Source organism: Pseudomonas sp. FP215 (genome assembly GCF_030687795.1).
In the GTDB taxonomy this organism is placed as follows: Bacteria; Pseudomonadota; Gammaproteobacteria; order Pseudomonadales; family Pseudomonadaceae; genus Aquipseudomonas; species Aquipseudomonas salmasensis.
Genome location: NZ_CP117447.1, coordinates 4,355,758 through 4,375,682, shown reverse-complemented (window position 1 = coordinate 4,375,682; position 19,925 = coordinate 4,355,758). Strand labels below are relative to the sequence as shown.

General features: G+C 58.8%; 26 protein-coding genes and 1 pseudogene. 3 read left to right on the top strand and 24 right to left on the bottom strand.

Annotated elements, in window-relative coordinates; genetic code table 11:
• Position 1 precedes the first annotated feature (1 nt).
• The 22 genes and pseudogenes from PSH76_RS19785 to PSH76_RS19680 form a co-directional block, all read right to left on the bottom strand.
• Positions 2 to 337, bottom strand: coding sequence for a phage tail assembly protein (locus PSH76_RS19785; protein ID WP_019818211.1), 336 nt, complete (start codon positions 335 to 337; stop codon positions 2 to 4).
• A gap of 49 nt (positions 338 to 386) precedes the next feature.
• The gene (locus PSH76_RS19780) at positions 387 to 902 is read right to left on the bottom strand and encodes a phage major tail tube protein (RefSeq protein ID WP_065932294.1); all 516 of its coding nucleotides are present in this window, start codon (positions 900 to 902) and stop codon (positions 387 to 389) included.
• A 57-nt stretch (positions 903 to 959) separates the two neighbouring features.
• Positions 960 to 2,129 carry a phage tail sheath protein gene (locus PSH76_RS19775; RefSeq protein ID WP_305492789.1) on the bottom strand — a complete coding sequence of 390 codons (1,170 nt, stop codon included), beginning with the start codon at positions 2,127 to 2,129 and terminating at the stop codon, positions 960 to 962.
• Positions 2,130 to 2,240: 111 nt separating this feature from the next.
• Positions 2,241 to 2,669 (bottom strand): phage tail assembly chaperone, encoded by a 429-nt coding sequence (locus PSH76_RS19770; protein WP_305492788.1) that lies wholly within the window; start codon positions 2,667 to 2,669, stop codon positions 2,241 to 2,243.
• Between the two features lie 10 nt (positions 2,670 to 2,679).
• A complete protein-coding gene (locus tag PSH76_RS19765; RefSeq protein WP_305492787.1) occupies positions 2,680 to 4,173 on the bottom strand; it encodes a phage tail protein in 1,494 nt (497 codons plus the stop codon).
• Entirely contained in the window at positions 4,170 to 4,871 is a 702-nt protein-coding gene (locus PSH76_RS19760; protein WP_305492786.1) for a phage tail protein I, read from the bottom strand. Before PSH76_RS19760 ends, PSH76_RS19765 begins: the two co-directional genes overlap by 4 nt.
• Entirely contained in the window at positions 4,871 to 5,782 is a 912-nt protein-coding gene (locus PSH76_RS19755; protein ID WP_305492785.1) for a baseplate assembly protein, read from the bottom strand. The genes PSH76_RS19760 and PSH76_RS19755 overlap by 1 nt, the downstream gene beginning before the upstream one ends.
• Positions 5,779 to 6,123, bottom strand: coding sequence for a GPW/gp25 family protein (locus PSH76_RS19750; protein ID WP_305492784.1), 345 nt, complete (start codon positions 6,121 to 6,123; stop codon positions 5,779 to 5,781). Before PSH76_RS19750 ends, PSH76_RS19755 begins: the two co-directional genes overlap by 4 nt.
• The gene (locus PSH76_RS19745; protein ID WP_305492783.1) at positions 6,120 to 6,698 is read right to left on the bottom strand and encodes a phage baseplate assembly protein V; all 579 of its coding nucleotides are present in this window, start codon (positions 6,696 to 6,698) and stop codon (positions 6,120 to 6,122) included. Before PSH76_RS19745 ends, PSH76_RS19750 begins: the two co-directional genes overlap by 4 nt.
• Before the next feature lie 61 nt (positions 6,699 to 6,759).
• Entirely contained in the window at positions 6,760 to 7,218 is a 459-nt protein-coding gene (locus PSH76_RS19740; protein ID WP_198848367.1) for a phage virion morphogenesis protein, read from the bottom strand.
• Positions 7,208 to 7,690, bottom strand: coding sequence for a phage tail protein (locus PSH76_RS19735; protein ID WP_305492782.1), 483 nt, complete (start codon positions 7,688 to 7,690; stop codon positions 7,208 to 7,210). Before PSH76_RS19735 ends, PSH76_RS19740 begins: the two co-directional genes overlap by 11 nt.
• Positions 7,687 to 7,872: pseudogene (gene lysC / locus PSH76_RS19730) on the bottom strand (Rz1-like lysis system protein LysC); the annotation flags it as partial. The pseudogene lysC and the gene PSH76_RS19735, both read right to left, overlap by 4 nt.
• Positions 7,787 to 8,230 (bottom strand): Rz-like lysis system protein LysB, encoded by a 444-nt coding sequence (lysB, locus tag PSH76_RS19725; protein WP_305492781.1) that lies wholly within the window; start codon positions 8,228 to 8,230, stop codon positions 7,787 to 7,789. The gene lysB and the pseudogene lysC, both read right to left, overlap by 86 nt.
• Positions 8,227 to 8,430, bottom strand: a complete 204-nt coding sequence (locus PSH76_RS19720; RefSeq protein ID WP_169867508.1) for a hypothetical protein — start codon at positions 8,428 to 8,430, stop codon at positions 8,227 to 8,229. Before PSH76_RS19720 ends, lysB begins: the two co-directional genes overlap by 4 nt.
• Positions 8,427 to 9,272 (bottom strand): N-acetylmuramidase family protein, encoded by an 846-nt coding sequence (locus PSH76_RS19715; RefSeq protein ID WP_305492780.1) that lies wholly within the window; start codon positions 9,270 to 9,272, stop codon positions 8,427 to 8,429. The genes PSH76_RS19720 and PSH76_RS19715 overlap by 4 nt, the downstream gene beginning before the upstream one ends.
• Positions 9,269 to 9,547 (bottom strand): phage holin family protein, encoded by a 279-nt coding sequence (locus PSH76_RS19710; protein ID WP_200657613.1) that lies wholly within the window; start codon positions 9,545 to 9,547, stop codon positions 9,269 to 9,271. The genes PSH76_RS19715 and PSH76_RS19710 overlap by 4 nt, the downstream gene beginning before the upstream one ends.
• A gap of 1 nt (position 9,548) precedes the next feature.
• Positions 9,549 to 9,902, bottom strand: coding sequence for a putative holin (locus PSH76_RS19705; protein ID WP_019818195.1), 354 nt, complete (start codon positions 9,900 to 9,902; stop codon positions 9,549 to 9,551).
• 27 nt (positions 9,903 to 9,929) lie between these two features.
• The gene (locus tag PSH76_RS19700; RefSeq protein ID WP_065932283.1) at positions 9,930 to 10,142 is read right to left on the bottom strand and encodes a tail protein X; all 213 of its coding nucleotides are present in this window, start codon (positions 10,140 to 10,142) and stop codon (positions 9,930 to 9,932) included.
• Positions 10,142 to 10,603 carry a head completion/stabilization protein gene (locus tag PSH76_RS19695; protein WP_169867512.1) on the bottom strand — a complete coding sequence of 154 codons (462 nt, stop codon included), beginning with the start codon at positions 10,601 to 10,603 and terminating at the stop codon, positions 10,142 to 10,144. The genes PSH76_RS19700 and PSH76_RS19695 overlap by 1 nt, the downstream gene beginning before the upstream one ends.
• Positions 10,604 to 10,703: 100 nt before the next feature.
• On the bottom strand, positions 10,704 to 11,423 hold the full coding sequence (gene gpM / locus PSH76_RS19690; protein WP_305492779.1) for a phage terminase small subunit: 720 nt from the start codon (positions 11,421 to 11,423) through the stop codon (positions 10,704 to 10,706).
• Positions 11,424 to 11,434: 11 nt separating this feature from the next.
• A complete protein-coding gene (locus tag PSH76_RS19685) occupies positions 11,435 to 12,442 on the bottom strand; it encodes a phage major capsid protein, P2 family (RefSeq protein WP_015372702.1) in 1,008 nt (335 codons plus the stop codon).
• 45 nt (positions 12,443 to 12,487) lie between these two features.
• Positions 12,488 to 13,366 carry a GPO family capsid scaffolding protein gene (locus PSH76_RS19680; RefSeq protein WP_019818190.1) on the bottom strand — a complete coding sequence of 293 codons (879 nt, stop codon included), beginning with the start codon at positions 13,364 to 13,366 and terminating at the stop codon, positions 12,488 to 12,490.
• A gap of 152 nt (positions 13,367 to 13,518) precedes the next feature.
• On the opposite strand from PSH76_RS19680, the gene PSH76_RS19675 reads away from it, so the two are divergent.
• The 3 genes from PSH76_RS19675 (at position 13,519) to PSH76_RS19665 (ending at position 17,279) form a co-directional block, all read left to right on the top strand.
• A complete protein-coding gene (locus PSH76_RS19675; RefSeq protein ID WP_305492778.1) occupies positions 13,519 to 15,276 on the top strand; it encodes a terminase ATPase subunit family protein in 1,758 nt (585 codons plus the stop codon).
• The gene (locus tag PSH76_RS19670; protein WP_305492777.1) at positions 15,276 to 16,328 is read left to right on the top strand and encodes a phage portal protein; all 1,053 of its coding nucleotides are present in this window, start codon (positions 15,276 to 15,278) and stop codon (positions 16,326 to 16,328) included. The genes PSH76_RS19675 and PSH76_RS19670 overlap by 1 nt, the downstream gene beginning before the upstream one ends.
• A gap of 156 nt (positions 16,329 to 16,484) precedes the next feature.
• Entirely contained in the window at positions 16,485 to 17,279 is a 795-nt protein-coding gene (locus tag PSH76_RS19665) for a DNA adenine methylase (RefSeq protein ID WP_305492776.1), read from the top strand.
• A 161-nt stretch (positions 17,280 to 17,440) separates the two neighbouring features.
• Here PSH76_RS19665 and PSH76_RS19660 read toward each other — a convergent pair whose 3' ends face one another.
• Together PSH76_RS19660 and PSH76_RS19655 are read right to left on the bottom strand one after the other, a co-directional pair.
• A complete protein-coding gene (locus tag PSH76_RS19660; RefSeq protein ID WP_305492775.1) occupies positions 17,441 to 18,079 on the bottom strand; it encodes a hypothetical protein in 639 nt (212 codons plus the stop codon).
• A gap of 2 nt (positions 18,080 to 18,081) precedes the next feature.
• Positions 18,082 to 19,053, bottom strand: a complete 972-nt coding sequence (locus PSH76_RS19655) for an ImmA/IrrE family metallo-endopeptidase (protein WP_305492774.1) — start codon at positions 19,051 to 19,053, stop codon at positions 18,082 to 18,084.
• Positions 19,054 to 19,925 lie beyond the last annotated feature (872 nt).

The following is a 19,925-nucleotide window of genomic DNA, read 5'->3' as shown; positions in this document are numbered from 1 at the left end:
TCTACGCGACGAGGGAGGCGTCCGTCATCGCCGACTTCTGCAACAAAAAACCAGAAATCTTGCTGCTCAGAGCCAGCAGGTCGGCCGGGTCCATGCCGGCGACTTCGACGGCAGTGATGCTCGGCGAGCTGATGCGCGGCAGAACCTTGATCAGGCTGCCGACGTCCATCTGCAGCAGCTCCACCAGGCTCACGCCGCGCAACTCGCCGGAGTTCGGCTTGCGCAGGGTGATGCTGTCGATGCTGGTGGTCCCGCGACGGATTGGCGTGTCGAGGGTGACGGTGTTGTTGTCGGCCAGCTGCTGCACGTCGGGCTGTTCGGTGGTTTCGTTCTTCATGGGAGTTGCTCCTGGTAATTAAAAGGCGAGGTTCGATTGAGGGGACGGATCAGATGCCCATGCCGGTGCGGTGCTTCTCCAGCATGTCCACGCCATTGACCTTCTCGACGAAGTTGAGCAGGTCGATTTCGATGATTTCTTCGCCATCCACGGTCAGCTTGTAGTAGCTGCAGGTGGTGGTCATGGAGTGCTCGGTGTCCTCACCAGGCTGGGCATCACCCATCTCGATGGTCTCGTGGCGACCGCGCACGACGACTTCCACGTTGCTGACTTCGCCCGTGTCGTCCTGCTGGTAAGGGCCTGAGAATCGCAGGGCCACGCTGGAGGCGTTGACCGCGCCGAACTGGCGCAGAGAGATCAGATCGAGGCCACCGGTCTTCCATTCGAACTGGATGCCGTCGTCGGACATGCCCAGGTCAGCTTTGACCGGGCCGTTCATGCCGCCGCCGCGATAGGCTTCCATCTTGCGGCCGAGGGAGGGCAGGGTGAGGGACTTCACCAAGCCGAGGTAGCTGTTGCCATCATTGAACAGGTTGAGGTTTTTGAGCTTGCGAGGCATTGCCATGGCGGTGTTCTCCGGGATACGTGTTCAGGGTGAACTCCCCTCGCGGGGAGGCCCGGTTTAGCTGCTGATGCCCTTGGCGAAGTCGATCAGATAACGGTCGGTGATTCGCTGACGGAATGTGAGGTCTTCAAGCGGTGGCACTGGGGTGTAGTCGTAATCAAGCCAGAGCTTGCCGGCCTTGAGGGTGTCTTTGGTGTTGATGTCGTCCGGGTTCCAGCAGCTGCCGCCGATCAGGTAGCCCTGGGATTTCAACTCGCGCATCTTGGCGCTTACGCCTTCGACCAGGTCGCGCACCAGGGAGGCGTGCATAGGACGGTCAACTGCCCACATGTGCGCCTCGCCCATGGTGTCCGCGAGGATTTGCGCGGTGCGGGTGTAGTTTTCGAAGGCGAACAACGGGTCATCGCTGCAGGTGCGGCTACCCCAAAAGCGGAAGCCGTTGGCGTTGATCAGGGTGGTGACGTCGTTGCTGTTGAGGTAGTTGGCGTCGGTGGCCGGGTTTTGCAGGTCCCAGAACACGTCGGCGCTGATACCGGTGACGCCGCTGACGGCCACGTTGGAGAGGGTCTTGTGCCAGCCTGTCTCCTGATCGATCTTGGCGCGCAGGCCCAGCGCACGGGCCACTGCCGAGGCGGTGGTGGTCTTGTTGGCGACGGTGTCCCAGTTCTGGAAGTCCGGCCAGATCACCATCATCTCGCGGGCGCCGAAGTTCTCGCGGTAAGCGACTACCTCTTCCTTGGTTTTGCAGCCCCAGGCGCTGACGTAAGCAAATGCGCGAAGGTCTTTGGCGATGGCGCCGAGGGCGGTGGCCACCGGCAAACTGTCCAGGCCTGGCACGCCGAGAATGCGCGGCGTCATGCCCACGCGTGACTTGGCCGCGAGCAAAGCTTTCATGCCGGTGTACTGACCGGTAGGAGTGGTGCCGCCGATCAGGGCGCTGGTGGTAGCCGCTTCGTCGGCGCCTTCTTTGACCCGCACGACGATGACATAGGGCTTGGTCTGGTCGGCGATGCCTTGCAGGCTCGCGGCCAGGGTGCCCTTAACGCCGGCTTTACCAACAGCGGTTTGCACGTTGGTGAGCAGGACGGGCGTGTCCAGTGGGAAAACGAGTGGGTCCGCATCTTCAGCCGTGCAAACCATGCCGATAACTGCGGTGGGAATAGTGCGAATGGGGCGGGTGCCGTCGTTGAGTTCGATGACCCGCACACCGTGGAGATAATCGGCCATGAGTTGGTGCCTGCGCTGTGATGGAATGACAGTGCAGAGGTTGCCGCGCGCGCGCCGGCTGGGCGAGCGCGTGGGGTTGTAGAGACGGGCTTTACAGGGTGACGGGATCGGTCAGCGGGTTTGCTCTGCGATCCAGGCGGGGGCAGCGGGGCGAGCGTCCGTCTTCGGGAAGCCGCCCGAGGCAGGCCAGTCTCGCAACTGCTGAATATAATCAATGAGCTCGCCAAACTGAGCAGCAGTTAAAGTCGTGGTCCGGCCCGCGTCTAATTCATCCCTGTGTCGCTCGCGCAGCCAGTTGAGGCTATCGATTTCAGTATCACGCCACTGTCTTGCTTGAGCGATAAGGATCTCGTCTGAGGGCGGCTCACGATTTACCAAGACCGGGAACCCTTTTGTATCCGAAGAGATTTTGCGCCCCGCAGCTTCCCCGATCAGCAAGGCAGCGCGCTGATCTTGAGTAATTTTGACTGCGTCGGCCGGTATCGACTGGTGGACTTCATCGTCGTAAAAACCGCCGGTTGTACGTGCGTAGTAGAGCATGGTCCCTTCCTTATTTTCCGAGTGCGCGCCAGTAAATAACTTGCGGCAACGTAGCTGAACTTGTGACGATTCCTCGCTCTCTACCTCGCGCCTCGCCCCCAACGTACCCGACAGGGCTACTGGAGGCAGTCGCGATGAAGCTAAAGCACTCGGTTGGAAACGCCAGTGGAAAAGTCACTCCAACCGGTTCGTTTGCCACGCCCGTCGTGACGACTTCGCCCCACTGCTCAATTAAGCCGCTTGGATCAAATTTATATCCAGGAGTGGTTAACGATGCGTTGAACATCTTGGATGTTTTAAGCGGTTCACTGCCTAAATGACCACGCCATACACTGCCCTCGCGAACAACAATCACATCGCCGCCTGGCGAAAACGTGTAAGGGGTCGAAACAGCAAGGTTATTCATAGCGAGCTGATCGCCAGCAGCAATAGTGACTTTCGAAGTAGTCGACGATGGGCCTGCCGACAGCAGGTACGCTGAGCCTTCTGGTACCGTGGAGGCCGGGGGCAACGTCACTACCACACCACCCGCCAACTCAAGACGCATCCCCAGTTCTTCAACACTCAGGGCACGACTCTGTAAGATGCCGTGACCACCGGCGAAATTGCCAAGTGCACGCATCACAAACTCGGTGTTAGCTACGCGTTTGGAACGATCATTAACTGGTGGGGTTGGTGCGTTCTGTCCTCCGGCCCACTGAAACGAAAGAGGCGTCGTGCCCAACACAATCGGCGCGTCAGTGATCAACTGCCAGAGCGTGTCGCCATTGGCGGCGCCGCGCTCAACGTGAACCAACAAACCAGGTGTCACCTCCGCGCCGACATCAGCATCCGCTGTACGGGTCCAGATTTCGGCGGTGGTGAGGTACAAGCCATTGTCTTTGCCCTGGGCCTGGTCTTTCACCAGTACCCGCGAGCCTACCGGCACTACCACGCCGTCGATGGTTTGCGCCCCGGCTAGGACGATAGGACCGGTGGTCGCTACCAGTACTGACTGTTTCACGTCCTGTTGATTGATCGCATCTGTGATGGAGTCGGTAACGAACTTGCGAGTGGCGAGTACCACTGCCGGATCGATCATCAGCACTACATTTGCGGCGCTGGAGACGATGAAGTTCATGCGCACCACCTGTGTCCGGCCTGAGCCCTGAGACATCAGCGGTTTGTAGCTAGGCGCACAGTTCGCCACGGCGACCAGGTCGCCGTCACCGTCGTACAGCCCGATCTCACGAATCCACCATCCGCCTTCGTCGGCCGGAATGATCTGCTCGGCGATAAGGATGTTGGCGTTAGCGGGGTCAATCGAGAGCTTGTTCAACGGCCTGCGGCGGCGCTCGTTGATCAGCTTCTTCTGGCTCCGGTCGGGAATCGGGTCGGTGCCGTTTGCATCACCCACGCCCATTTCGGTGAGCTTCCAGGGGATGCCCAGGGCGTCCGCGTTCGCCTGTTTGGCTTCACCGACGGCGGTGAGAATCGCAAAGAACTGTGAGTTGGGATCAATCATGGGTAGATGTCCAGTGTGTCGATGGAGTGTTCCCGGCCAGCGGCGCCGATGTAGCACGTGAGGTTGATAACCCCTGGTACTGGCGGATAAATGTCGAGGGTGTCGATGGTGTGTTCGCGCCCAGGTGCCCCGATAACGCCCGTGGTGTCGATGTCGCGAAGGACTGGCGGATAGACGTCGATTTCATCGCCGTCGTAAGTGCTGGCGAAAATGTTGATGCCGCCGGTGGTTTCGAGGCTGATGGCCAGGCCGGTCAGGTGGCGGGTGAGTGGCTTGGCATCGTCGATCAGCCAGGTCAGTTCCTGGTACATCTCTTCGGTAATACCGGTTTCAAGCACTCCGACCTTCAACGCGAAGGTCGCGGGTACGCCTTCGGGGGTTGTCTGCCACCACTCAAGCACCTCGATCAGGTAGCCGAGCGGTTCCACCACGCGACGCAGCGCGCCGATGGTGCCTTTGCGAGAGTGGATGTAATGGGAGGAACGGATTGCCGCGCGTTTCGCAGCCTCCGTCCACCTGCTGTCCCAGCGATCAACCGAAAAAGCCCAAGCCAGATAGGGCAACAGGTCGACGGGGCAGGTGTTCGGGTTGCAGAGCTGTCGCAAAGGAATGGGGACGCGCTGGATCTGCGCGAGTGCCTGAGCAGCCTGGCGCTCCAGCGGTGTAGCGTTTCCCGGTAACAGCTGCTGCGCACCCATTACTCAACGCCTCGGCTTAATTTGATGCCAGTGCAATAGGGCGCTTGAGCTTTGGTCGCGACGATGTCCACCCAGCCTTCCAGTTCGACCTTGCGCACGCCTTCGACGTGGAGCGCGGCATGCAGGGCCGATTCTGAAACCTCCATCCCCAAGCGGCGCCGTTGATGAACGTAGGCCAGCAGGCGCTGTTCGGCCGCAGCCAAGATTGGTTCCGACTCCGGGCCGCTCGACAACAAATAGAGCTTGGCCTCGACTTGGTAATTCAGGATCTGCGCGCCTTGAACGGTGAGTCGGTCGGCCACCGGCCGGCGGTCATCATCGCTTAGGTAAGTGTTGACGATAGCGAGCAGCTCGGGGGGAGCCGTACCATCGCCCAGTAGTGATTGCACCGTGACCACGGCGACGGCAGGCGAGGGGCTTTCCGCGGTGGCGTCGGCCACGCGACCGTCCGCTGCCCTGGCATGGAAGATGTAGCTGTTGCGCGGGCCGGCGGTGCTCAACCCTTCCCAAGCCATTTGCGCACGCTCGCGCAGGCTGTCGTCGCTTTCCATCAAAGTGGGGATCGGCGGCACGGCATTGGCCTTGCCTTCCTGAATCACCAGACGCTTGACGTTGAAGTTGCCGGCCAACTGTTCCAGGTCAGTTCCACGCGCGGTGGCGAGCAGGTTGGCAAGCGACGCTTCATTGACTCGCTGACGCCATACGGTCTCGCGGTAGGTGTTTTCCTGCAGCAGCTTGGTGAGCGGCTCCGACTCTATCTCCAGTCGTGCCGCGATCTGGGCCTGCTCTTCGACCGGCCAGAGGCTGATCATGTAAGCCTTTCGCTCGGCCAGGATCTGTTCGAAGTCGATCTGCTCGACGATCTGCGGCGGCGGCAGCTGGCTGAGGTCGATGGCGGCGAAACTGTTCATACACTGCCTCCCAGCTGCAGCGGCACGCTGAGGCTTAGCGGCTCATTGGTATCCACCACAGTGCCCTCCAGATCGATCGAGGCCTGGCCCTGCATGTTCGCTTCCGCGAACTGCACGCGGCTCAGGCTGATGCGGGTTTCCCAGCGCATAAGGGCCATGACGGTGGCCGCGTAAACGCGCAGACGGTTGACGTCGTTGAAGGGGTGATCCACCAACTCGGGCACCAAGCTGCCGTATTCGCGGCGCATTACACGCGTGCCAATGCGGGTGGTGAGAATGTCGGTGATCGCCTGACTGATGTGCTCGCGCTCGCTGATGGCGCCGCCGGTATGTCGGTTCATGATGGGATCGGTACCCCCGACTGCTCGCCACCCTGCTTAACGCCAGAGGTAAGGTGATTTACCAGGCTGACTTTCGCCGCGACCACGTCAATCGACACGTCCACCCGACCGGTGACGGTCTGATTCCCGGTCTGGATGTAGTCGCCTTTGTGTGTGATGTCGCCGACCAGGTTGATGCCGCCGGTGCTGATTAGATTGGTGGTACCACCGTCGACCAGCGTGGCGTTGAGGTGGTGGTCCACGCTGTCGTATTCGATCACCGTGCCGTCGGAGTAGGTACGACGGTGCAGGCCTGGGCGGTTGCCGTTGGCCGGGACGAGGTCACTGAATACGCCAGTCACGGCGATCCCGTTGGCGAGCTGGCCCGAAGGGCTAAGCAGGATCACCTGTTCACCGATAGTGGGCGGGTCCCATTCGCGGTCAGCTCCGGCGCGCAATGCGAGCCAGGGAAGCCAGGCAGTGGTCAGCTTTCCGGTTGTCACCTGCACGCGCGGTGGCTCCATCTGCACGGCGGCGATGACGCCGAAGCGGATGAGGTTTTCGAGCAGGCGGGCGAGGGCGGCTAGGTTGTTCATGGCGCCGATGGTGGCGCCACGCGCGTGCGGGCGCAGCTTCGGCGCCTTGTAGGAAGGGTGCTTACAGTGTCAGGTGGGCCAATAAGCTGTCGCGTATCAAATCGAGGTCTTCGTCCGTAAAGCCCAATACTTCACGCTGTTCATAGCGCACTTCGGGCGCGTCGCGCTCCGCGCGGTCCTTCAATCCGAACTGGTGAACCCTGGCGATGCGGGAGATCCGCCCGGTAAATCCCACCGTCACGGCGTTGCTGTCGCCTCGGGCCTTCATATAGGTCGCGGTACGCAGTTTTTTGAACATCTCAACCTTACGCCGGATACGGCCTTGCTTGCCGCGCAAGTCCCGCTTTTTTCGTGGTGCGAACTTGCTGCCATCCGGGTTTTGCTGTGTCAGTACCCGCTTTTGTTGGCTGCGTCGCAGTTCCTGGCCGATGGAGCGGGCGAGCTGATTGCGGGCGCCTGGCTGGAGTTGCTCCAGCAGGCCGGACGCCCAGGTCTCCAGGGCTTCCAGCTTACTTGTCATCAGGCACTACCCATTCGCTGGCGTTGCCATGAGAACCTGGCACCCAATTCGGATCGAGGTAACCCGCCACTCGCTGCGGCTCGCCGGCATGCTTCACGGTTGTGTTGCCTTGAGCATCCGTGCCTACCACTACCCGCTCTGTCAGGCGCAATGTAAGGCCGAGATCTACCTTGTCTTTATCCAGAATGTCGGCCTCGAACTGAATACCGTTCTGCATTTTTTCGTAGTTTTCGAGCAGCTCCGGTTGGTTGATGCTGATCCACCCCAGCACGGGCAGCATCACGCTGTCAGGGTGCCCCGCGAAGGCGGTAAAGATGATCTGCAGATCGTAGCTGTACTCAAAAGAAAGAGTCGCCGCAGCGGTGCAGCGAACCTTGCCGTTGTCGATGAAGATCAACAACAGGTCGGGGTTGTGCTGCAGCTCGGCAACGGTGGTCAACAGGTGAGCGCGCAGGCTCTCGGGCTTGTTCATGGGTGGGCCTGCTGGTGTTTGTAGACCATATCGACCTGGGCGGCGCAATCGGCCCAGGCGGCTTCGACGCGGTCTTCATCGGTGAGCAGGTCGCCGTTATTGGCTGGGCTTGTCGCCGGCAACTGGCACGGCACCACGGCCGGACAGCCAGTCACGGTAAGCTGCGGCGCTGGTGAGGGCGGGGCGCTCGCGCAGCCTGCGAGCAGCGTCAGGCAGAGGCTGAGCAGCCCAGTCACGTAGTTCGTCGTTCTCACGTTTCAGTTCCTCTATGGTTCGTGCGCGCTTTGCCAGGGCCTGGCGCAGTTGATCCTGCTGGGCGCGCAGAGCTGACTGGTTTTCGCGCTCTTGCTTCAGGGTGGCGGTGAGAGTGTTGGCGGTCGCCAGGTTGCGGTCGGCGTCTTCGCGGGCCTTCTTGGCCGCGCTCTTTGCCAGGTCTGTTTGGCTTTCGGCGGTATTGATGCGCTGTTGTTGACCCCAGATCAGCAGCGCCAGGGCACCGAGCAGGGCAATGCCGTACAGGCCCTGGCGTAGGGTGCTCACGCGCGGTACCAGCCGAGTTTGTTCATGGCAGCGGCGTCGAGCTGCTTGATCGGGCCGCGTACGATTACGGCCCTTGCGTTGTTCATCAGCTGGATGCACTCGGCCAGCCGTAGCATATCGGCTTGTTCGGTCGATTCCGGGACCACCAGCAGATCCCCGTCGCGCACACGGAGTTTCTTCACTGCTTCGAAGTCAATCATGCCGCCACCCCCTGTCCGCACTCACAGCCAGCGTGCCGCTCATAGGCGCGCTGCAGCTTGGTGTCGTAAAGATTCCGCAGGTAATCCGGCCCGTTGTAGAGCCGGGCAAACTCGGCCCATTTGCGGGCTTTCAGCGCCTTGTGCAGCACCGGGTCTGTTTCAATGAAGCGCGTGAAAGCGTCGAACTGCTGCGATTCGCCGGCACTCATCGCCGCCACGAAGTCCTGCACGCTCGCGTAGCCAAGGCGCTCCCAGTGATACCCCATGATCTGAAAAGCGCCCCAGGATGCCGACTCCAGCGCGGCCGTGTCGTCGATGTGACGGGCCATGGTCAGGCGTTGGTGCTCGGCGGTGCCGCCGATATAGCCACCGGCCTTCGGGTTGACTAGGGCGGGATTGGTCGCGGCGAGTTCATCGGCATGGCGCTTGATCTCCGCCGGATCATCACCCGGGTGTCGAACCTTCGCGAGCTGTCGGTACATGACGTGCCGTTCGAACAGGATCACCGGCTTGCCGTTTTCGAGGAAACCTTTACCTTTCGATTCCACTTCGTTGACGGCGTAGATAGTCGCCAGCGGCACGCCGAGGCGTTCAGCAGCGGTTACCAGGTCGTGATTGCGCAGCAGTTGGGCACAGTCCCCGCCTGCCAGGCTGGCTTGGGTCTTAGTGCCGGCAACGCCATCGGCCACCAAGCCGGCTTTCAGCTGATAGGCACGTACGGCTATCTCGGTGGCGTCACCGTAGTGGCCGTCCGGTACCAGGTTGGCACCGAACCTGTTGAGGTTCTTTTGCAGAATAAGCACTGCCTGGGAGCGGTCGCCGTGGCGAAGGGTGGTGGTCATGCACTGGGCCTCAACAGGGCGGCGACGTTGCCGCGTGAACGGAAAATCAGGATGCAGAGCAGCACGATGGCTGCGGCCTGGCCGAGGCTCGTCGGCTGACGGTCCAGCAGGATTTCCAGACCGCAGATGCAGAGCACGCCGCCAAACAGGCTTGCCAGCAGGGAGATGCTGCGCCGGTACCGCGCATCCCCTCGGGTGTAACAGGCCAGGCGCAGAGCGCTGAGCAAGTAGGCGATTGCCGCGATCAACTGCACGGCCAGTTCGATGTTCGGCATATCAGGTGCCCCCTCGGATGCGACGCCAGATGTCCCAGATGTCCGCCTTTTCCACCCACACCATCAGTTTGATGCTGATCGGGATGACCACCAGGGCACAGAGGAAAGCGCTACCGCCGCTGGTGATGAACGGGATTGCTTGCAAGGCCATGGGTGCGAACAGGTAGCCCACCCCGGCCGATAGGAACAGAGAGCCCAGGCGCTGCCAGACCTTGAGGTCGCGCTTGGTGCTGGTGACCAGCCAAGCGCCGAGGATGGCGCCGAATAGCGCCCCGTCGTCGATGACTGGCGTAACGCTCGCCAGGCCCAAGCCAATGAGCAGGCCGGACACAACGCTGGAAGTCGGATCAGCCATGGTGTGGGTTTCCTTGGTAGCAGTGGGTCAGTCCCATAGGTTCACCATCTGCCGTTGTGGCGCGCTGGTCTGGGCTTCGGGCATGTTGATAACGAGGCCTTGTGGCAGGACGGGGCCGTAGTCGGCCAGGCCGGGGTTCGCCTGCAGCACTGCTTCGGTGACGCCTGCGGTTCGGCCGTAATACCGCCAGCACAGGGCGTCGACTGTGTCGTTTTGATTGGCGCGGACGGCGACGGCCATCAGATCAGCTCCACGGTGGTGCGGCTTTTTTCAAGAAAATCACGCACCGCCCAACGCAGATCTCGACGGTAGTCATCGATGGTAGGTGCGACCTCTTCGGCCTTGTTGTTGCCGGTGTTGGTGGCGCTGTAGTCGCGAAAGCGTTCGCAGACCTCGGCGCCGGTACCGGCCTCGATCGCACGGCGGTAGAGGTGAGCCTTTACCGATACGTCTTTGATCCGATCACCTGGTACGGCGTCCAGCGTGGCGTAACCAGCTGCCTGTTGAGCTGCTCTCCAGTCACTCAGCTCGCGGTTGAGGTTAATAGCGGCAGAGATCACGGCGGTTTCCAAGCGGGCCGGGGTGACGCTGGAGTCGATGCGCAGGGTGGCGCGCAGGCTATCCAGGTCAATCGACGGCCAGAACGGGTCGGTGTTGATGTGGCCGCTGGCGACGGTGCCGCTGGCTACAAATGCGCTCATGAGACTGCACTCAAAAATAGGTCGCCGGTGGTCGGGGCTTCACGTTCAGGAGGAGCGGCCTGGCCGATCCGCCCCGAGCCGGCGGGGTGCGTGGGGACGCTCAGTTAGCTGCAGGAGCAGCGTATTTTTTCAGGAGACGCTCGACGCGCTCCAAATCCTTCTTGCCACCGCAGTTGGTGTTCAGCTCGATGGCACGGGACAGATATTTTTTCGAGGACTCCAGGTGACACAGGACGGCCACCTTGCTTTCCGACTTGTCGTCGTCGGAAACCATCTCCGCGAAAGCCTTGCCCAGGGCCAGATGCAGCTTGGCTTTAGCCTGGTCGGGCATGTCTTCTTCACCTGCGATTTGCTCAGTGCGCAGCAGCAGATCCACGTCGAACGTGCCACCGGCCTTCTGCGCCTTTAGGGCGACTTCGGCAATTTCTTCGGCAACGATGGTGCCGGTCGTGCGTTCGAAGCGGTCAGGCATGAGCAATGCGTACTGGATAACGTACTCGGCAATGTCCAGGGCGCCGGCAAAGTCGCCGGCATCCATTCGCCAAACCATCAAAGTGGTCAGCACCTGGTCCTGGGCGCCCTTACCGCCTGCCAGAACGCCTTCCACGTATGGGACGTACTCGGGCAGCAGTTGCTTTTTCAGCTCTGCTTTGCCCTCGGTGGATTGCACCTGTTTCAGGCGCAAGTAGTCCTGCTGGAGCTTCGCCAGGTGGAGTTCGTAAACAGTGGAACCTTCCATGGTCATGGCTGGGCCGGCCACAGCAGCCGCTGCAACGGCTGCTGTGACGCGCTGGAAGTGACGACGGCAAGGGTTGGTCATGGTTGCCCGCCTTAGCTCAGGGTGATGTTTTCGGCCATGGCTGCGCAGCCAAGGTCTTCGATCACGTAGGCTTCGTTGACCGACTCGTAGTTTTCAATACGGTCGCGTTTGGCGTTATCAACCACCGTGCGGCGGCGGGTGCCTTCCTGCCAGTAGATCGACAGGTTGTCGAGGCGGGTAACCAGCAGGCCGTTCGGCGGGAAGTGAGGTACTCGCACCGCCGGCAGGTTACCGATGCGCTTCTGGCTGGTGACGATATCGGCCGCGAGCATTTCGGTCGGCGCTTGGGTTTTGTTGATGATCGGGAAGTACTTGTCGGCCAGCAGCTGGCGACCGCAGATCACCACCAGGTCAGTGTCTTCCTGGTACCAGGGCTCGATGAACTCGTTGACCATGCTCACGACCAGGGCGTCGATGTTTTCGAAGTCTTTGCCCGCGCCGATCTGGATCTTGCCGCTGCCGTCGACCACCTCTTTCATAACGCGTGCAGGGTTCTCCAGGCGCATCTTTTGCAGCCATCCGACGTTAACGTCCTGCAGCAGCTTGTTGATGTCCGGTTTAGAGGTCGCCGCACGGCTGGTACCGTTCCAGCCAATCATGATCCGGTTGAGCGCCTGGGCCCGGATGATGGCGTCACGGATACGCGCCTGGAAGTCTTTGAACTTGGCCCATTGATCCAGCTTCTGGTAACGCAGGCCCGTATCGAAGTTGGTTTGGGTGCAGGTGTAGCTACGGTTGTCGAGGCCGGTAGGGTCGCGTGGCTCGCGGTCTTGCTGGGTGGTATCGGTGGTGCCGGCAATAGTACCGTCGATACCGATGCCGATTTTTTCGCCCGACTGCTCAGCCACGCCGTAGACGTTGATCGAGCTGAGAAACGCGCTCGACTCCTGCATCCGGGTTTCCAACGTCTGTGCAACGGATGGAGCAGCTGTGAATTTGGTGGTGACGTCGCTCACGCCGTGCAATTGGGCGAGTTGTTGCAGGTAAGCGTTGAAAAGAACGCGAGTATCGTTACGCATGGTGTTCTCCGATGTTCCTTGGCTGGGTGTTGTCCGTGATCTGGATTAGCAGTCGGTGACGAGTGCGCCGTCACCGCCCGTAGCCGGCGGGCGAACCGAGTACTGCGGTTTCTGGCCGGTGGTGTCCGGGGTTTTTTCGAGCTGTTGAACCAACGCGGTGAAGTCGGCAGACAGCTTCTCGTGAGCGGTCTGCAGCTTTTCGCGGGCGGTTTTTTCGGCGGTAAAGGCTTCGCCCTGACCGGCGACATGCTCGGCCATGGCCTCAACAGCCTGGCCGAGTTCAGTGAATAGGGCGGCGTCCTTGCCTTCCTTGTCCTTGCTTTTGCCGATTAGGTCGAGAACGCGGCTGAAAAGCCCTGCGACTTTGCCGCCTTCGTCCTCGACTTCTTCGAATTCAAGTTCAATCTCGACGACCTCTGAGAAGAGGTTGCCGGGATCGCGTTTGCGACTGGTCAGCGGGTTCATGTCCGGGTGCTGGGCGCTGAACGTCAGCATCTCAGTGCCCAGGCTGGCCGGGGTATCGGTAACGGCGATGCCGTCCAAATAGGCGCGGCCGGTGTCGGCGAATTTCGGCCGAATCTCGATGCTGGTGTACAGCTTCTGCCGTGCTTTGTTCATGGCGATCAGGTCGGAGGTCGGTTCGATTTGCGCGAACAAGGCCAATTTTTTAGCCCCGGCAATCTCGACCTCTTCGGTCTTCAGCGCGACGACATCGCCATAAGCGCGGAAAGGGCTGTCCGGCAGCAAGCTGCGCATGTGTTCAATCCAAACACGTGCACCGTAGGTGTTCTGGCTGTAGGTCTCGGCAGCGTCGACCAGCCATTGGCGTTCGATCTGACGACCATCGGTTGTGGCGCCTTCAACGGCGACGCGGAAGAACTTGGAGCGTTGTTTCTTGGCTGGGTTGTCGGTTTTGCCGGCCATGCGTGAATCCCTCAGTGCGGTGGCAGTCTGCCTTGGCGATGAGCGCATGTTGTTGAGCGCGGGCGCGACGGGCAACGAGGCGCTGTTGTAGATCGTCGATCTACAAGGGGCGGAGCGGGAACTGTTCGCGCGCGGGCGGCAGCATCTGCGCCATGAATGCAATCGTCGACCTACCCACTGATCACCGCCGTCATGCCAAGCACCTCTACTGGCAGGGATATCGCGTGTGCGAGATCGCCGAGCTGATCGGGGAGAATGAAAAGACGCTGCACAGCTGGAAGGCCCGGGACGAATGGGACCGCGCTACACCGCTGGAGCGTATCCAGGCGGCGACCGAAGCCCGCCTGGTGCAACTGATCCTGAAAGACCCAAAGTCAGGGTCCGACTACAAGGAAATTGACCTCTTGCACCGCCAGCTGGAGCGGCAAGCCCGTATTCAGCGCTTCAACGACGGCGGTACCGAAACCGAGTTGAATCCGAACTTGGCGAAGCGCAACGAGGGACCGAAAAAAGCACCGAAACGCAACGAGTTCGACGAAGAACACATTGAAAAACTGACGGAAGCGTTCATCGACGGCTGTTTCGGGTACCAGTTGGATTGGTACAAAGCCGGCAATCAGCGAACCCGCGCGATACTCAAATCACGGCAGATCGGCGCGACCTACTATTTCGCCCGTGAAGCGCTGATCGATGCGCTGACGACAGGCCGTAACCAGATTTTCCTGTCGGCCTCGAAAAACCAGGCGCACATTTTCAAGGCCTACATTCAGGCCTTTGCCCGTGAGGTAGTCGGCGTTGAGCTGACGGGCGATCCGATCATCCTGGGCAATGGCGCCGAGCTGCATTTCCTGGGTACCAACGCTCGGACGGCCCAGGGCTATCACGGCAACTTCTACTTCGACGAGTTTTTCTGGACGTTCAAGTTCAAGGAACTGAACAAGGTCGCCAGCGGCATGGCGATGCAGAAGCAATACCGCCGAACGTACTTTTCCACGCCTTCCAGCATGGCCCACGAGGCGTATACGTTCTGGACCGGTGAGCGGTTCAACAAAGGCAAGCCGGCGGCGCAACGGGTCAAAATTGACGTCTCTCATGATGTTTTGCAGCAGGGCCGACTGTGTGAGGACCGGGTATGGCGACAGATCGTCACCATCCTGGACGCGGAGGACCGTGGCTGCGACTTGTTCGACCTGGACGAACTGCGCCAGGAATACGATGCCGAGGCTTTCCAGAACCTGCTGATGTGCCAGTTCATCGACGATGGGGCCAGTATTTTCCCGCTTGTGATGCTGCAGCCTTGCATGGTGGACAGTTGGGATCTTTGGGCCGAGGACTACAAACCATTTGCAGCGCGTCCTTTTGGGGATCGCCAGGTCTGGGTTGGCTATGACCCGGCCGAGAACGGTGACAGCGCCGCACTGGTGGTAATCGCTCCACCAACGGTTCCCGGCGGCAAGTTCCGAATTCTGGAGAGGCACCAATTTCGGGGGATGGACTTTGCCGCCCAGGCAGAGTCCATCCGCCAGGTCACCAGGCGCTATTGGGTGACCTATATCGGTATCGACATCACTGGCATGGGCTCAGGCGTGGCCCAGCTCGTGAAGCAATTCTTCCCGAACATCACCACTTTCAGCTACTCGCCCGAAGTCAAAACGCGCCTTGTGTTGAAGGCCTACGACGTCATCAAGAACGGCCGTCTGGAGTTTGATGCCGGTTGGACGGACATGGCCCAGTCGTTGATGGCTATCCGCAAAACAGTCACCGCCTCCGGGCGCCAGTTCACTTATACGGCCGGTCGCACCGACGAGACAGGCCATGCCGACTTGGCGTGGGCGACCTTCCACGCCCTGCACAACGAGCCTCTTGAAGGGCAGACCACGGCGAATACCGGATTTATGGAGTCCTACTGATGAGCAGACGTAAGCGCGCAACCCAACTAACCACCGTTCTGCCAGCCGTAGAGGGGGAAGTACTCCCGCCCGAATCCGGCCCCGTTGAGGCATTCACCTTTGGCGATCCGGCGCCCGTGCTCGATAGCAGGGAGATCCTCGACTATCTGGAATGCTGGGCCAATGGCCGCTGGTTCGAAACACCGATGTCGATGGACGGCCTGGCCAAAACGACTCGCGCCAGTGTGTACCTGCAGTCCGGTCTCAACTTCAAGCGCAACATGCTGGCCCGCACATTCGTTCCTCACCGGCTGCTGAGCCGTCAGGCCTTTGAGCAGTTCGCCCTGGACTGGCTCTGGTGCGGCAACTGCTACCTGGAAAAGCGCAACAACATGCTGCGCAACACCATGGGCTTGCTGCCACCTTTGGCGAAGTACATGCGTCGAGGCGTCGACATGAAAACCTATTACCAGGTGCGCGGCTGGAAGGATGAGCACGAGTTTGCACCAGGTTCGATTTGCCACCTACGTGAGGCCGATATCAATCAAGAAATTTATGGGTTGCCGGAGTGGCTGGCTGCGCTGCAGAGCGCGCTGCTCAACGAGAGCGCCACGCTATTTCGCCGCAAGTACTACAACAATGGCAGTCACGCCGGATTCATCCTGTATATGACCGACGCGGCGCAGAAGGAAGAGGACATCGACTCATTGCGCACCGCGCTGAAGAACTCGAAAGGGCCTGGCAACTTCCGAAACCTGTTCGTGTACGCGCCCGCTGGCAAGAAGGATGGCATCCAGCTCATTCCGGTGAGTGAGGTGGCGGCAAAGGACGAGTTCAGCTCGATCAAAAACATAAGCCGCGACGACTTGCTCGCGGCGTTGCGCATTCCACCGCAATTGATGGGCATCGTGCCGCAGAACGCCGGCGGGTTTGGTTCGTTGCGAGAGGCTGCTGAGGTTTGGGCGGTCAACGAGCTGGAGCCGCTGCAGGCCAGGCTGGGCCAAGTCAATGAGTGGCTGGGTGAAGAGGTTGTCAGCTTCAAAGAATTTGAGCTTCCAACGGGGGCGAAGTAGTACCCCCGCGCAGTAAACGAGGCGACGAGCTGGTGCGCTAACACCCGCTCGACGCTGAATCACTCGAACGTGCCGAGTGCTCCAACCAAGGCCTCGCCCCACTGCGCAGGGGGTGCGAAGCCTAAGCGAATCCAATTTCCAAAACAAGGATCACTTATGAGCACACCTATTATCCCGTGGATGGGCGGCAAGCGCCGCCTGGCAGATCGTCTAATTCCACTGTTTCCGCCGCATGAATGCTATGTCGAGGTCTTTGCTGGCGGCGCCGCGCTTTACTTCATGCGTCCACAGGCTGCGCCGGTTGAAGTTCTCAACGACATTAACGGCGACCTGGTGACGCTGTACCGTGTCGTGCAGAACCACCTGGAAGAGTTCGTACGTCAGTTCAAGTGGGCGCTCAGCTCCAGGCAGGTGTTCGAATGGCAGAAGATGACCCGGCCGGAAACCCTTACCGATATTCAGCGCGCAGCTCGGTTTTTCTACCTGCAGCACCACGCTTTTGCCGGCAAGGTCAGTGGGCAAACTTTTGGTACCGCAACGACGGGGCCAGCCATCAACCTGCTGAGGATCGAGGAGAACCTGTCTGCTGCTTGGCAGCGCTTGTCCGGTACCTACGTCGAGAATCTCGGGTGGCTTGAATGCGCCGAGCGCTATGACCGGCCACATACCTTCCATTACATGGACCCACCGTATTGGCAGACCGCCGGCTATGGCGTGGGCTTCCCCTTCGAAAACTATGAGCGGATGGCCGAGTTCATGCGGCGTTGCAAGGGCAAGGTGATGGTAAGCATCAACGATCACCCCGATATCAGGCGGGTGTTTGAGGGGTTCCACTTCGAAACGGTGGATATTCGGTACAGCACAGCCAATCAGCGACAGGGGAAAGCCGAGGTCAGTGGGGAGCTGGTGATCATGAATTGGGAGCCGGCGGCATTAGGAGGGTTGTTCTGATTCGTCTGCTGCGTCAGAGCAATGAGCCGCCCTTGAGGCGGCTTTTTGCTGTCTGGAAATTTGCTTTTTCTGTGCGTTGGCGCTGCGCGTGACGATGAAAGGTCGCTATTCGAGCGAGGGGCCCTGAATGGCGTTAAAAGTAGTCGCTATAAATTCATACGCTAATATGAAAGCAACCAACGGATATCGTTGCTGTAGTGTCTTAGACAATCAAGGCAGTGCTCTTGAGTTCGCTTCTTTCCAAAAGCAGCCCTCAAAACCTTGTCGTATTTTTCTTCAGCTATTTGAGGTCGGGCAATTGAGATTTTTTCATTGATATAATCGAATCCAGCATAATCGATCATGTCCATCATGCATGACTCTAAACATACGACCTTAGTACGAAGAAATTCAAACTCTTGAAGCTGATCATATGCGCAGATTGCTCTTAGAGCCCTCTTGTCACCAGTCAGCATGAAATAGTCTAAATTATTGTCGTGGTTGCTTTTGGCGTGTAGGAAGAGCGCTTGCTCACCTACATCAATTTCTGGGATTTCTACCAAATGATCGATTAAATCGAGAATAGGCGCTTCTTGCAGAACACTACAGTTCTCAAGAAATTCATTGATACGTTCGAAGGCTTGAGGGCTTCCGACATAGCGCTCTATTGACTTGTCAGGATTTCCCAATCTCAGACTGTGCTTGATCGTACTCAGTACAAAGCACTCACTTCTCTTGGCCTCCAGGGATGAAAGTGCTTCATCTAGTAGGTCACATTGCGCAAGCTTAACAACAAGATCGTTATCGGACAGTAGGATCATTATTAGCCAACTAAGGTCCTTAATAACGCTAAGCTGTCTTCCTTGGTGTCTTCTGGGATGTTGGCAAACAGATGACTAGAAATAGTTTCTTTGTCATTGCCCCCGTCTGCAAGAATCTTAAGGGTGTTGACGCATAAGCCCCAAAAGTTTCCGTTGTACGCGCAGTTTAGGAGCACGTGTGTTGGCGCGATTCCGTTTCTTCTACCGAAGTCGATAACTGTACGAGCGAGTTGCGCAGGCGGTTCATATCTTCTTAGGATTAAGTTTCTATGGTTGCCTGCCAATAACTCAAGAGCATAATTGTCAGCGTCGCGCTCGGAAGCATCTTTGTTTTCAGGGTCTTTTTTGATCTCGTTGTCAACAATTGCGCCATTTGGATCAAGGTGGCCAAGTGCAATATGACCAAGTTCGTGTGCCAAATGAAAAAGCAAGAATCCAGACGGCTTTTGTGACGAGAGAACAATGGTGGGACGGCCTTTGGTCGCCATGGCAATCCCGTCCATTTTTCTCCTCATCATCGCTGAGGCGAGATGGATCACTGGTATTCCTGCTTCCCAGCAATACTCAATCAAGCTTTCTAGGTCGACCCATTGTTTACCGGCCCCCAGAATCTTTTCCCTAACCTCTGCTGCAGCTCCAGGTTTGGTGTAAGGCCGGTCGATTGCCGAAAGAACCAGTTTTGATGCACTGCGTGCAAGTGATACCGCAAGCTCAACGTCATCCTCAGTCGTCTTTCCGTGCAACTTGAATCGCCGCATTGCCGGCAAATCAAATTCAACACGTGGGGGAACTTCTACTAAGGGGCGCACTTTTAGATTGAGCGCTTTAGCAAGGATCAATTTGGCTTGTTGCAGCCCCGCAGGCGTGGTTGCGATCTCATCATCCCACCATGATGGCAAGAACGCTCGGATGTCCTTCTTCTGAAGGCCATGTGCGGAGAGGGCGGAATAAAGATTTTGGATAGTCTCAGTCATGTTGTCCCCCTCCTTTGGTCTGTTCATTGATGGTGTAGACGGCGCGGATCATAGCAAAATCACACGATATTGCACGATTATGCCACTACATTTTTACTCATTCCGACCGCGTGCACTGCTTGGTCCATCCCCTGCCCGAATTTGAGCGTCCTACTTTCCGTAACTGTAGACCATTCAAAGGGTAGTTGGTGCCCATCCGGGGGGAGAGGGCGTCTTCACTGGCGCCGTTGTCCCCCAACCTCGCCTGTGGTCTAAAGGGAGTTCCCTGGCGATATCGAGGATACCCGCCGTCCATGGGCGATTCACAACGTCTTCCCGCCCACCAAGCCCTACCTTCCTGCCTAGCCATAGTTACGAGCTGCATTCGCGGTGATGCGCCCGCAGCCGTCGCGAGCAAGGTGTCAGACCAAGCTGGGGGCAGTGGCGTGCTACATTTTTCAGGGGATTGGCGTGCTTCAACCTGGCGCGCGCCGTCGTCCCCCCACCTCGCCTGCGGGCTAAATGGGTCGCTTTTTCTGCGCACCTGCGTACCACTCTCGACGGCGTAGGCTGGGGGCTTGCTTGGCGTTTTAGAGGCCGCAGAAACCTGCGGAATCCTGCGAAGGTGAATGTTTTTTGGCAACGCTCATAAGCACGAACACACAGCTGAATTCAGTAGGTGCCTCGGGAAAAAGGTTAGTTTTTTTTTGAGGGTGGTGTTGTGACTTGGAAGGCCCGTGTTTGTTGGGCTTGAGACCTAACTTTGATGGGTTAGGTTGGGTTAGGTCAAAGGTTAGTAATTCGTAAGCTATTGTTTTTAAAGGAATTAATATATTGAATATTTTACGCTAATAAAGGTTAGGAAATAACCAGACCTAACCCAAAAGCTAACT

Bases quoted from the DNA above. Each gene is read 5' to 3' on its own strand.
- PSH76_RS19715 (WP_305492780.1), bottom strand. From the start codon at position 9,272: ATGACCACCACCCTTCGCCACGGCGACCGCTCCCAGGCAGTGCTTATT.
- PSH76_RS19735 (WP_305492782.1), bottom strand. From the start codon at position 7,690: ATGAACAAGCCCGAGAGCCTGCGCGCTCACCTGTTGACCACCGTTGCC.
- PSH76_RS19745 (WP_305492783.1), bottom strand. From the start codon at position 6,698: ATGAACAACCTAGCCGCCCTCGCCCGCCTGCTCGAAAACCTCATCCGC.
- PSH76_RS19660 (WP_305492775.1), bottom strand. From the start codon at position 18,079: ATGATCCTACTGTCCGATAACGATCTTGTTGTTAAGCTTGCGCAATGT.
- PSH76_RS19655 (WP_305492774.1), bottom strand. From the start codon at position 19,053: ATGACTGAGACTATCCAAAATCTTTATTCCGCCCTCTCCGCACATGGC.
- PSH76_RS19760 (WP_305492786.1), bottom strand. From the start codon at position 4,871: ATGGGTGCGCAGCAGCTGTTACCGGGAAACGCTACACCGCTGGAGCGC.
- gpM (WP_305492779.1), bottom strand. From the start codon at position 11,423: ATGACCAACCCTTGCCGTCGTCACTTCCAGCGCGTCACAGCAGCCGTT.
- PSH76_RS19775 (WP_305492789.1), bottom strand. From the start codon at position 2,129: ATGGCCGATTATCTCCACGGTGTGCGGGTCATCGAACTCAACGACGGC.
- PSH76_RS19755 (WP_305492785.1), bottom strand. From the start codon at position 5,782: ATGAACAGTTTCGCCGCCATCGACCTCAGCCAGCTGCCGCCGCCGCAG.
- PSH76_RS19770 (WP_305492788.1), bottom strand. From the start codon at position 2,669: ATGCTCTACTACGCACGTACAACCGGCGGTTTTTACGACGATGAAGTC.
- PSH76_RS19685 (WP_015372702.1), bottom strand. From the start codon at position 12,442: ATGCGTAACGATACTCGCGTTCTTTTCAACGCTTACCTGCAACAACTC.
- PSH76_RS19780 (WP_065932294.1), bottom strand. From the start codon at position 902: ATGGCAATGCCTCGCAAGCTCAAAAACCTCAACCTGTTCAATGATGGC.
- PSH76_RS19665 (WP_305492776.1), top strand. From the start codon at position 16,485: ATGAGCACACCTATTATCCCGTGGATGGGCGGCAAGCGCCGCCTGGCA.
- PSH76_RS19700 (WP_065932283.1), bottom strand. From the start codon at position 10,142: ATGGCCGTCGCCGTCCGCGCCAATCAAAACGACACAGTCGACGCCCTG.
- PSH76_RS19670 (WP_305492777.1), top strand. From the start codon at position 15,276: ATGAGCAGACGTAAGCGCGCAACCCAACTAACCACCGTTCTGCCAGCC.
- PSH76_RS19740 (WP_198848367.1), bottom strand. From the start codon at position 7,218: ATGACAAGTAAGCTGGAAGCCCTGGAGACCTGGGCGTCCGGCCTGCTG.
- PSH76_RS19720 (WP_169867508.1), bottom strand. From the start codon at position 8,430: ATGATTGACTTCGAAGCAGTGAAGAAACTCCGTGTGCGCGACGGGGAT.
- PSH76_RS19705 (WP_019818195.1), bottom strand. From the start codon at position 9,902: ATGGCTGATCCGACTTCCAGCGTTGTGTCCGGCCTGCTCATTGGCTTG.
- PSH76_RS19675 (WP_305492778.1), top strand. From the start codon at position 13,519: ATGAATGCAATCGTCGACCTACCCACTGATCACCGCCGTCATGCCAAG.
- PSH76_RS19750 (WP_305492784.1), bottom strand. From the start codon at position 6,123: ATGAACCGACATACCGGCGGCGCCATCAGCGAGCGCGAGCACATCAGT.
- PSH76_RS19710 (WP_200657613.1), bottom strand. From the start codon at position 9,547: ATGCCGAACATCGAACTGGCCGTGCAGTTGATCGCGGCAATCGCCTAC.
- PSH76_RS19785 (WP_019818211.1), bottom strand. From the start codon at position 337: ATGAAGAACGAAACCACCGAACAGCCCGACGTGCAGCAGCTGGCCGAC.
- PSH76_RS19680 (WP_019818190.1), bottom strand. From the start codon at position 13,366: ATGGCCGGCAAAACCGACAACCCAGCCAAGAAACAACGCTCCAAGTTC.
- PSH76_RS19765 (WP_305492787.1), bottom strand. From the start codon at position 4,173: ATGATTGATCCCAACTCACAGTTCTTTGCGATTCTCACCGCCGTCGGT.
- PSH76_RS19695 (WP_169867512.1), bottom strand. From the start codon at position 10,603: ATGAGCGCATTTGTAGCCAGCGGCACCGTCGCCAGCGGCCACATCAAC.